The following is an 11,084-nucleotide window of genomic DNA, read 5'->3' as shown; positions in this document are numbered from 1 at the left end:
GCCCTTCGCCGGTGTTGAGGTGGCTCAGCGGCCCCGCAGGCCCTTGCGGTCCGGGCGGGCCTTCATCGGGTCGACGCCCTTCGGGATCGGCAGGCGGGCGCCGCCCAGCGCCTTGAGGCGCTTCTTGACCTGCTCCGCCTCGGGCTTGGTGAGGCTCCGCTTGAGCTTCTGCACCTTCTTCGCGACCTTGGGCAGCGGGACCTGCCCCTCCTCGTTGCCGACCTGGATGAGGGTGATCGGCACGTTCGGCAGGACGCGCGCCGTCTTGCGACGCTCGTCCTCCAGGAGGCGCTGCACCCGGTGCGCGGGGCCCTCGGAGACCAGGACGACGCCCGGGCGGCCGACGCCGCGGAAGACGAAGTCCTGGGTGCGCGGGTTGATCGCGACCGGCTCGTCCGCGAACTCCCACCCGCCGCGGACGGTGCCGAGCGCCGCCCGGGCGGCGCCGGGCTGGCCCTCGATCTGCGTGTACGCGGCCTTCTCGGCCTTACGCGTCAGGGTGAACATCGCGCCCAGCGCCGCGAACGGGACGCCGAGCACCACGATGTACAGGATCTGGAAGCCGGTCGGCAGGTCGAGCAGCAGGACGATCGCGGCGACGACCGCGAGGATCCCGACGAACACGCCGAGGATCAGCCACGTCACCGTGGGGTCCTGCTTGCGCGTCATCTGGTACGCGGCCCACACCTGGTGGTACCAGCGCTGCTTCTTGGGCTTCTTCTGCTTGCCGGTGGCGTCAGCGGGCGCGCCGGCGTCGGACTTGGTGCGGGCCATGGTCGTCAAGTCTAGTGGGCCCGCGGCGCAAGAAGGCTCGCGGCCTCCTGGCGCGACGTCGTCGGCTCCGCGAGGTGCGCGAGGGACTCCGGGATGGGCAGGCCGCGGCGCGTCATCGCCTGGCCCCACAGGCGGCCCGCGCGGTACGACGAGCGCACCAGCGGCCCGGCCATGACGCCCAGGAAGCCCATCTCCTCGGCCGCCTCGGACAGCTCGACGAACTCCTCCGGGCGCACCCACCGGTCGACCGGGTGGTGGCGGAGCGACGGGCGCAGGTACTGCGTGATCGTCACGAGGTCGCAGCCGGCGTCGTGCAGGTCCTGCAGCGCGTCGCGGGCCTCGTCGATCGTCTCGCCCATGCCGAGGATGAGGTTCGACTTGGTGACGAGGCCGGCCTCGCGCGCCCGGGTGAGCACGGAGAGCGAGCGCTCGTAGCGGAAGGCGGGGCGGATCTGCTTGAAGATGCGCGGCACCGTCTCGACGTTGTGCGCCATGACCTCGGGCCGCGACTCGTTGACGACGTCGAGCAGCTCGGGGATGGCGTTGAAGTCGGGGATGAGCAGCTCGACGCCGGTGCCCGGGTTGAGGGCGTGGATCTGGCGCACCGTCTCCGCGTACAGCCAGGCGCCACCGTCGGCGAGGTCGTCGCGGGCGACGCCGGTGATCGTCGAGTACTTCAGCCCCATCGTCCGCACGGACTCGGCGACGCGACGCGGCTCGTCGGCGTCGAAGTCGGCCGGCTTGCCCGTGTCGATCTGGCAGAAGTCGCAGCGGCGGGTGCACTGGTCACCGCCGATGAGGAACGTGGCCTCGCGGTCCTCCCAGCACTCGAAGATGTTGGGACAGCCCGCCTCCTCGCACACCGTGTGCAGGCCCTCGCCCTTGACCAGGCCCTTCAGCTCCCGGTACTCGGGACCCATCGTGGCCTTCGTCTTGATCCACTCGGGCTTCTTCTCGATGGGGGTGGCGGCGTTGCGGGCCTCGATGCGCAGCATGCGGCGGCCCTCGGGTGCGATCGTCACGGGTGTCTCCCGGTCGTCGTCGAGCAGGTGGACGTCGGGCGGGCGGAGCCTGTGCGGACCCTGACCGCCGGACATCGTCAGACTACGTGAGGGGGGTGTCCCGGCGCCGCGACCTGCTCACCGTGTGGACGTGACCTCAGCAACACCCGGCGCGGCCACGGTCGACGTGGGGGCCGCGCGCAGGGGGCCGAGGTGGCGGGCGAGGGCGTCGACGAGCGGGGCCCGCACGTCGTCGAGGGTGACGCGGCGACCGGTCTCGATCGTCAGCGAGGTCACGTCCGCGTCGGTGATGCCGCACGGCACGATGCTGTCGAACCGGCTCAGGTCCGGGTCGCAGTTCAGGGCGATGCCGTGCATGGTCACGCCCTTGGCGGTGCGCACGCCGATGGCGCAGACCTTGCGCTCGAGGCGGTCGCCGTCGGCGGCGAACCAGACCCCGGTGCGGTCGGTGACCCGGATCGTCGCGAGGCCGAACCCGGCGCAGACCTCCATGACGGCCTCCTCGAGCGCGCGCACGTACGCGACGACGTCGATGGGCTCGGCGAGCCGCAGGATCGGGTAGACCACCTGCTGTCCCGGGCCGTGCCAGGTGATCTTGCCGCCGCGGTCGACGTCGACGACGGGGGTGCCGTCGGTGGGGCGCTCGTCGCGGTGCGTGCGCCGACCGGCCGTGTAGACGTCGGGGTGCTCCACGACGATCAGCGTGTCGGGGCGGTCGCCGGTGACGACGTCGGCGTGCACGCGGCGCTGGAGCTCCCACGCCTCGTGATACTCGGTCAGTCCGGGCAGCGTCATCACGTCCACCCGACCGAGGCTAGCCCCATGCGGTGCGGTCAGTCGTCGGCGTCGCGTTGCGCGCGCACGAGGGTGACGAGGATCTCACGGAGCCGCGCCACGTCGTCGTCCGCGAGCCCGCGGGCGGTGAGGTCCTCCGCGGGCTGCAGGCGGCCCGCCTCCGCGGCGGCGCGGCGGCCGGCGTCGGTGACCGCGACGGCGCGGCGGCGTCGGTCGCGCGGGTCGGCGCCGCGGGTGACGTACCCGGCGCGCTCGAGCCGGGCGACCACGCGGCTCATCGTCTGCTCGGTGACGCCGTTGAGCGTGGCGAGCTCGCGCTGCGTGCGCGGCCCGGCGAACAGGTGCAGCAGCACCGGGAAGCCCGCGTGGTTGAGGTTCCAGCCCGCGAGGTGGGCGTTCCAGTCGTGCTCGATGCGGCGCACGACGGTGAACAGCAGCCGCCCCGTGGGCCACTCGCCCGGGTCGTCGCTCGTGGGGTCGACCGGGTCCGGCCAGGAAGTCTCGTCACGACCGTCGTCGAGCTGCACTTGCTTCCTCCCTGGTGCGCCGTCAGAATGCTCAGCATGCTGAGTAATCAGGCGCGGGGCAATCGGGGTCGAGGTCTGCTGCGGGGCCTCGTCATTCTGGCAGCGATCGGGGTCTGGCTCGCGATCGGCGCGTTCGGGGGCCAGGCCCAGGGCAGCCTGAGCAGCGTCCAGACCAACGACGACGCGGCGTTCCTGCCCGCGAGCGCGGAGTCCACGCAGGCTGCCGAGCTGGCCGAGCAGTTCACCGACTCCGAGACGCTGCCCGCCCTGGTCGTGGCCGAGACCGCGGACGGGTCGAAGCTGACGCAGGAGCAGCTCGCCGACGTCCAGGCCTACGCCGACGCGGTCGCCGACGCCCCGCTCGAGGGGACGTCGGGCGACGAGCCGCGCACCGTCGGCGACCTGAGCATCGCCGCCCCCGTCGTGGTGCCGTCCGAGGACGGGCAGGCGGCCCTCGTCGTCGTCTCGCTCGACGCCGCGCAGGCCTCCGAGGACCTCGGCGCCGACGAGTCGAGCGGCTCCGAGCTCGCGGTGGGCGCCCTCCGGGCGCTCGCCGGCGCGGACGTCGCCGACGGCGGGCTCACCGGGACGGGGCTCGAGGCCTGGGTCACGGGGCCCGCGGGCTTCGTCGCCGACCTCGTGAGCGCGTTCGGCGCGATCGACACCGTGCTGCTGCTCGTGGCCCTCGGCGCGGTCCTGGTGATCCTCGCGCTCGTCTACCGCTCGCCGTTCCTGCCCTTCGTCGTGATCCTCACCGCGGTCCTGGCCCTGTGCCTGGCGGGGCTGGTGGTCTACCACCTCGCCGCGAACGACGTGCTGACGCTGAACGGCCAGTCGCAGGGCATCCTGTCGATCCTCGTCGTGGGCGCCTCCGTGGACTACGCCCTGCTCCTGGTGGCCCGCTACCGCGAGGAGCTGCGGGTCACCAGCTCCCCGTACACCGCGATGCGCCGCGCCGTCCGCGCCTCGATCGAGCCGATCGCGGCCAGCGCGGGCACGGTGATCGTCGGGCTGCTGTGCCTGCTGCTGTCGGACCTCTCGTCGAACCGCAGTCTGGGACCGGTCGCCGCCATCGGCATCGTCGCCGCGTTCCTGTCGGCCACGACCCTGCTGCCGGCGATGCTGCTCGTCGGCGGGCGCCGGGCCCGGTGGGTCTTCTGGCCCCGCGTGCCGCACGCGCTCGGCCGGCACTCCGACGCGCCGGAGCCCACCACCATGACGCCCGCGACCACCACCTCGACGACGGCGACCACCACCTCGACGACGGCGGCCGCCGCCCCGACGGCGGAGGACGCCGACGACGACACGCACGTGGACGTCGCGGGGCACGGCGTGTGGTCGCGCGTCGCCGGCTTCGTGGGACGGCACGACCGCGTCGTGTGGGTCGCCACCGCCGTGGTCCTGGCGGCCGGCGCCGCGTTCGTGCCCACCCTGGACGCGAACGGCACCGGTGACTCGGAGGTCTTCCTCACGCAGGTCGACTCCGTGGACGGCGAGGAGGCGCTCACCCGCCACTTCGAGGGCGTGTCCGCACAGCCCGCGATCGTGATCGCCCCCGAGGCCGACGCCGACGCCGTCGTGGAGGCCGCCGAGGCCTCCGACGGGATCACCGCCGCGACGGTCGTCACCGACCAGCCGGCCACCGCGCCGGGCATGCCGGCCGAGGGCGACCCGCTGGTCGTCGACGGGCAGGTGCGCGTCGACGTCACGACCGAGGCGCCGTCCGACAGCCAGGCGGCGGTCGAGGCCGTGGCCGACCTGCGCACGGTTGTGCACGACGTCAGCCCCGACGCGCTGGTGGGCGGCGCGGCCGCCGAACGGCTGGACACGCAGCTCGCCGGCCAGCACGACCTGCGGGTGATCGTGCCGGTGGTGCTCGCCGTGATCCTCCTGATCCTCGTGCTGCTGCTCCGGTCGGTCCTGGCCGCCGTGCTGCTCATGGCCGCGAACGTGCTGTCGTTCGGGTTCGCCCTCGGCGTCTCGGCACTGGTGTTCAACCACGTGCTCGACTTCCCGGGCGCGGACCCGGCCGTGCCGCTGTACGCGTTCTGCTTCCTCGTGGCGCTGGGCGTCGACTACTCGATCTTCCTCATGACGCGCGTGCGCGAGGAGAGCCTGCAGGTGGGCACCCGGCGGGGCGTGCTGCGCGGCCTGGCCGTCACCGGCTCCGTCATCACGTCGGCGGGCGTGGTCCTCGCCGCGACGTTCGCCGCCCTCGGGGTCATCCCGCTGCTGTTCCTCGCCCAGCTCGCCGTCATCGTCGCGTTCGGCGTCCTCGTGGACACGCTCGTGGTGCGCAGCCTGCTCGTCCCCGCGCTCGTGCACGACGTCGGCGACCGGGTCTGGTGGCCGTCGCGGCTCGCCCGGGCGGGCGGGGACGGCACCACGACCGGCACGACCCGCTGACGGACGACGGCGCGCGGACTGTCCCGCGCGCCGTCGCCCGGTCGGCGCCTACCGGGACCGCAGGGTCCCGTCGGCCCGGAAGGCGGGCCGCAGCCCGGCGAGCTGGGTCGCGCCCACCTCGGCCGCCGGCCCCCCGTACACGGCGTTGTACAGGAGGTTGAACGACGACCGCGGCAGCGACCGGAACGTCACCTCGCTCCCGTAGGTGACCACCGTGCCCTTGCCGACGTCGAACGACACGACGTTCGCCGTCCCCGCGACGTGTTCCTCGCCCCGGAGGTACCCGCTGGCGAGCACGTCCTGGTCGGGATAGGTCGAGACCACGTCGGCCCCCGGGCCCGTCGGGGTCCACGCCTGGGTGTCGTAGAGCCAGACCGGCCAGCTCTCCGGCATGCCCCACGCGACCATGTCCGAGGTGTCGAACTCCTGGTTGAGCAGGCTGCCGCCTGTCGCGAACTCCTCGTCGTCGTCCGGCAGGGCCGGTTCGATCGGCAGGTCCAGCAGCTCCTGCGCGGTGGCGACCGAGTCGCCGACCGCCAGCAGCGTGCCGCCCTGGCGCACGAACTGGGCGAGCTTGCGCCAGCCCTTCGCGCCGACGCCGTACGCCCACGCGAACTCCTCGTCGTACTTCGCCGGGTCGAGGCCCTCGACGACGTCGTCCTTCGAGATGCCCTGCGGGAGCACGATCGTGTCGTAGACGTCGATCAGGCGACCGCTCTGAAAGTCCTGGGCGCCGACGACGTCGTAGTCGACGCCGTACTCGTCCATGACCCACATGTCCCACCCGCCGGGCATGTTGTTCGCCCCGCGCAGGAGGCCCACCCGGGTGCGGGGCTTGAGCTGGATCCCCTCCACCGCCGGCGCCGACCGCGCGGCGGTGACCTGCAGGCCGACGTCGGCGCTCGCGGTGTCGAGCACCCGCCGCGCCTGCGGCGTCGCCGGCACGACGTACGTCCCGGCAGGGTAGGTGGTGCCGGCGTCGGCGAACTCCTGCCCGGCGCGGAACGTGGTGATGTTCGCCTTCTGCAGGGCGGCGGCCACGGGGATCGTGCCGTACGACTCGGGCCGCACCAGGTAGGCGCCGCCCGTCGGCGGGGCCGCGGGCATCGACACCTCGGGCACCTCGACCGACTCCACCCGGTCCGTCGGCACCTCGACGGGTGCGGAGACGGGGACGACATCGACGCCGAGCTGCAGGGGCAGGCTCGTCGTGGCTTCCGCGTACGGCAGGTCGTCGACCGGGTACTCGTCGGTGCCGAGGAGCTGGTCCACCCAGTTCCCGAGCGGCTGCCGGGTCCGCACGACGTACGAGCCCTCCGGGAAGTCCCGGCCCCCGGCGGTGAACGGCTCCGTCGCCCGGTCGATCTCGACCTGGGTCCAGTCCAGTCGCTCGAGCATCTCGAACGTCGCGTACGGGTCCCGCTGGTCGGCGTCGACCACGTAGGCCTCCACCCCGGACGCGACGCCGTTCTCTGCGAACTCGCGGGGCGCGGAGTAGAGGTTGTCGTACAGCAGGTCCTCGCCGTTGCGCGCCACGTACTCCATGCCGGAGTAGGTGGCGGTCTCGGCATACTCGACGATGTCGCGCAGCGTCCAGGTGTCCTTGTCGTAGGGCTGGATGAGGTCCTGGGTGGGGGTCTGCGGCCCGAGGGGGCCGCCGTCCTTCGACCTCTGCGGGTAGGCGAGGTCCGTCGCCGAGGCGATCTCGGTGAGGTACACCCCCGTGCCGGTGAAGGGGAAGAACCCGACCGGCTGCTCCAGCGTCCAGTAGATGTGGTAATCGTCCGTGCCGACGCCCTTCTTGCCCTCGGCCGTGAGGTCGCGCATGGCGTGCTGGCCGACCGCCGAGCTCGACGCGTTCGAGTTCGCCGGCACGTTCGGGCTCGTCACGCCGCCGTACGGCGGCACGAAGATCCGCTCACCCGAGTTGCCCTGCTGATGCATGATGTGCGTCATCACGGGCCGGTACTTCTGCGTCAGGCCGAGGCGGTAGCGCGCCTCGACCTGGGTGAACATCGTCCAATCACGGTTGTCGTCGTGGCCCGTGTACTTCTGGTACAGGTCCGGGTAGACGCGGGCGAGGTCCGTGCCCGCGGTGCGGTCGAAGTGGTCGACCACCTTGACCTGGCCGTCGGGGTTCTGCGACGGGACGAGCATGATCACCGACTGCGTGAGCACCTCCTCGGTGAACTCCGAGTCCTCGGTGGCGAGCCGGTGCACGATGTCGTTGATCGCCTGCCCGTTCCCGACCTCCGTGGAGTGCACGGTGGCCTCCAGGTGGTAGATCGGCACGCTCCGCGCGGCCAGCTCCTTCGCCTCGTCCGGCGTCGTCGACCGGGGGTCGGAGAGCCGCTGGTTGAGCGCGACGATCTCGTCGAGCCGCTCCAGGTTCTCGGGCGAGCTGATGAAGACGGTCGCGTACTCGTTGCCCTCGGTGGTCTCGCCCACCGTCTCGTACTCGACGCGGTCGGACTCCTGCGCCACGCTGCGCAGGTAGTCCAGCACGTCCGGGTAGGCGGCGAGCCGTCCCTCCGCGCCCATCTCGAACCCGAAGAACTCCTCGGGCGTGGCGATGTCCGCCGTCGCCTCCGGCAGCGCGGCGTCGCGGACGGCGGGGGACCGTGCCTGCGACCCTGCGGCGACCAGGCTGGTGGAGATCAGAGCTGCTGCCGCCGTGATGGCGACGGTGGTACGTCGTCGTGCCATGAGCTGCTCCTTTCGCGCGACCCTGCCGCCGGGTGCGGTGGGGTCGCGCCCACGCTATTGCCGAGGGCGACTTTTCTCTTGGCGAGGTCGCGCCCGGCGGGCCGTTCCACCGTCCAGCGGCGTCCCTCGTGCACCATGGAGGTCATGACCGCACAGGGCGAGGCGACGACGGACAGCTCGGCCGACCAGGGGCCGGACGGGGGGATCGTGCCTCCGCCGCGCCTGGCGATCGTCGGGTACGGGGGAGCGGGCCGGGAGATCCACGCCCGCCTCGCGGCGGAGGCCGGGCTCCCGGTGACGGCCGTCGTGACGCGCGACCCCGGCCGGCGCAACCAGGCCGCGGGGGACTGGCCGGGAGCCCGGCTGCTGTCGGACCTCGACGAGCTGATCGCCGCCCGCCGCGCCTACGACCTCGTCGTGGTGGCCAGCCCCACGACCCTGCACGCCGAGCACGCCGCCGCCCTCGCCCGCGCGGAGATCCCGTTCGTGCTCGACAAGCCGATCGGGCTCGACGCGCACCAGGCACGCGCCGTCGTCGAGGAGGCGGCCGCCACTGGTACCCCGTTCACCGTCTTCCAGAACCGGCGCTGGGACCCCGAGCAGCTCACCCTCGTGGGCCTGCTCGATGCCGGTGGCCTGGGTGACGTGCACACGTTCGAGCGGCGCTGGGAGCGCTGGCGGCCGGTCCCGCGGCAGCGGTGGAAGGAGAACGACCCGGTCGGTGGCGGGCTGCTGCTCGACCTCGGCCCGCACCTGGTGGACTCGGCGACGCAGCTGTTCGGCCGCGTCCGGTCCGTCTGGGCGCAGACCCGCAAGCTCACCACGCCCACCGAGGACGACGTCTTCCTCGTCCTGGAGCACGAGGCCGGCGGCGGCCGCGCGGGGAGCCCGCACGCCGTCGTGTCGCGGCTCTGGGCGGGGTCGGTCGTAGGCGCTCCCGGCCCTCGGACCCGCGTGCTCGGGTCGGCGGGCGCCTACCTGGTGACGACCTTCGAGCAGGACGCCTCCCCGCTCGAGGTGCTGGACGACGACGCGCCCGAGGGGTCGGTCGGCTGGCTCACGCGCGGCCGCGACCGGCGCGCCGTGCCCGCGGCCCCGGGCGGCCACGCCGACTTCTACCGCGCGCTGGGGCCGTGGCTGCACGGGGACGAGCCCGCGCCCGTCGACCCGGCCGACGCCGTGCGCACCGCCGAGGTGCTGGACGCGGCCCGGGTGTCGGCGCGCGAGGGGCGTCGCCTCACCCTCTGACCCTCGCCTGTGGATGACGGCGACGACGGGCGGCCGCGACCGTGTTCGATGGCTCCGTGCCCACCCAGACGCTGCCGATCCCGACCGACGCCGGCGCCCGCGACGCCCTCCTGGAGCGCGTGCGCGCGCTCGCGGCGCTCCGGCACCCGTGCGTGGAGCTCGTGGTGGCCGTCGACGTGCGCGACGACGGGACCCTGGCCCTGCGGCGGGGCGGCGCCGCGACCGACCTGCCCACCGTGCTCGCCGTCCGCGGGCGCCTGACCTCGCGGGAGGCGGCGGGGGTCCTCGTCACCGTGGCGCGCGGGCTCGCCGCGCTGCACAGCGCCGGGCTGCGGCAGGGGAGCGTGGGCGCGCAGGACGTGGTGCTCGACCCCGGTGGCAGCGCGCTCCTGCGTCCGCGGGCCGACCTCGCAGGTGCCGACGGCGCCGACGGTGCCGACGGTGTCGCCGATGACCCGGCTGCCGGTGAGGCGGCGGACGTGCACGCGCTGGCGAGGCTCGTCGCCGACCTGCTCGGCGACCGCGGCGACGACGACGCGACCGCGCTGCGCGCCGTGCTGGCCCCGGCGGCGGCACCCGACCCGCGGGTGCGCCCGGAGGCCGGCACGCTCGCGGCCCAGGCGGACACGGCCGTCGCCACCGAGCCCGTGCGGCTCCCCGAGCCGGCGGCGCTCGCGGCCGCGGCCCTGGGCAGGCGCCCCGTCCTGCCGGTGGCGGAGGCGCCCGTCCGCGTGCCCCGGCGGCGGGCGGTCCGGCGTGCCGACGGAGGCAGGGCCGGTCGTCCGGCGAGCAGGTCCGCGCGTCGCACGACCGCCCGGCGCCGCGGCGGGACCGGGCGACGCGTGCTCGGCCTGGTCGGCGCGGTCGGGGTGGTGGCGGTGCTGACGGCGGTCGCGGTCCAGGTCCGAGCGCCTGACCCCGCGCCGTCGTCGGTCGCCGAGGACGGTCCGGCTGCCGGCCGCGACGCGGCGCAGGACGACCCAACGCAGGACGACCCCACGCAGGACCGGACCGACCCCGGCGCCGCGGCCGCCGAGCTGGCCCGCCGGCGCGTCGCGCTGATCACGAGCTCGGTCTCGGACCCGGACCCGGCGCGGTGGGGGGCGGTGGACGTGCCGGGGTCGCCGGCGCACGAGGCGGACGTCGCGCTGCTCGAGGCCGCCGCGCAGGCCGGCACCCGGGTGCGCGGCGCCGAGGTGCGGGTCGAGGACTCCCGTGCGGAGAGGGCCGGTGAGGGCGGGCCGAGCGGGCAGCGGGACGACGGCACGGCGGACGTCGTGGTGCGGTACGCCGTGACCGCGCACGAGCAGGTGGCGGCCGACGGCACCGTCACCGTCGTCCCCGCGTCGGACGTGCGCACCGCGACGTTGCGGCTCGACTGGACGCCGGACGGCTGGCGGGTCGCCGAGGTCTCCTGAGCGCCGCCGCGCGACCGTCGTGAGGGATCGGCGCGGCGGGCTCGACGCGGGTGCCGGGCGGGACGACGAAAGGGGGGCCCGCCCGGGGCGGGGCCGCCCTAGTAGGGATGGGAGGGGGGTTGTGAGAGACCCACCGCCGCCCCGAACGCCCCCACCACCATTCGGGGCGTGGTTGAGGTGGGGAAACC

At 74.1% G+C, this 11,084-nt stretch carries 8 protein-coding genes; 3 read left to right on the top strand and 5 right to left on the bottom strand.

The window, feature by feature from the left end; translation table 11 throughout:
• Window positions 1–24: 24 nt before the first annotated feature.
• The 4 genes from ACFQ80_RS21870 to ACFQ80_RS21855 form a co-directional block, all read right to left on the bottom strand.
• Window positions 25–774 carry a DUF4191 domain-containing protein gene (locus tag ACFQ80_RS21870; RefSeq protein ID WP_430565123.1) on the bottom strand — a complete coding sequence of 250 codons (750 nt, stop codon included), beginning with the start codon at window positions 772–774 and terminating at the stop codon, window positions 25–27.
• A gap of 11 nt (window positions 775–785) precedes the next feature.
• Window positions 786–1,796, bottom strand: coding sequence for a lipoyl synthase (gene lipA / locus ACFQ80_RS21865; RefSeq protein ID WP_430545186.1), 1,011 nt, complete (start codon window positions 1,794–1,796; stop codon window positions 786–788).
• Between the two features lie 117 nt (window positions 1,797–1,913).
• Entirely contained in the window at window positions 1,914–2,591 is a 678-nt protein-coding gene (lipB, locus tag ACFQ80_RS21860) for a lipoyl(octanoyl) transferase LipB (protein ID WP_430552628.1), read from the bottom strand.
• A 38-nt stretch (window positions 2,592–2,629) separates the two neighbouring features.
• Window positions 2,630–3,118: a MarR family winged helix-turn-helix transcriptional regulator gene (locus ACFQ80_RS21855; RefSeq protein WP_430552612.1), complete on the bottom strand. Its 489-nt coding sequence runs from the start codon at window positions 3,116–3,118 to the stop codon at window positions 2,630–2,632.
• Window positions 3,119–3,154: 36 nt separating this feature from the next.
• On the opposite strand from ACFQ80_RS21855, the gene ACFQ80_RS21850 reads away from it, so the two are divergent.
• Window positions 3,155–5,524 carry an MMPL family transporter gene (locus ACFQ80_RS21850; protein ID WP_430565122.1) on the top strand — a complete coding sequence of 790 codons (2,370 nt, stop codon included), beginning with the start codon at window positions 3,155–3,157 and terminating at the stop codon, window positions 5,522–5,524.
• 48 nt (window positions 5,525–5,572) lie between these two features.
• On the opposite strand, the gene ACFQ80_RS21845 is transcribed toward ACFQ80_RS21850, so the two are convergent.
• Entirely contained in the window at window positions 5,573–8,230 is a 2,658-nt protein-coding gene (locus ACFQ80_RS21845; RefSeq protein ID WP_430565121.1) for a M14 family zinc carboxypeptidase, read from the bottom strand.
• Window positions 8,231–8,374: 144 nt separating this feature from the next.
• On the opposite strand from ACFQ80_RS21845, the gene ACFQ80_RS21840 reads away from it, so the two are divergent.
• On the top strand, window positions 8,375–9,478 hold the full coding sequence (locus tag ACFQ80_RS21840; RefSeq protein WP_430565120.1) for a Gfo/Idh/MocA family oxidoreductase: 1,104 nt from the start codon (window positions 8,375–8,377) through the stop codon (window positions 9,476–9,478).
• Between the two features lie 56 nt (window positions 9,479–9,534).
• Window positions 9,535–10,896, top strand: a complete 1,362-nt coding sequence (locus ACFQ80_RS21835) for a hypothetical protein (protein WP_430565119.1) — start codon at window positions 9,535–9,537, stop codon at window positions 10,894–10,896.
• Window positions 10,897–11,084 lie beyond the last annotated feature (188 nt).

This window comes from Isoptericola sp. NPDC056578, from assembly GCF_042793275.1.
In the GTDB taxonomy this organism is placed as follows: domain Bacteria; phylum Actinomycetota; class Actinomycetes; order Actinomycetales; family Cellulomonadaceae; genus Isoptericola.
Note: the sequence above shows the minus strand (reverse complement) of the source record. Positions and strands in the feature narration are given on the sequence as shown.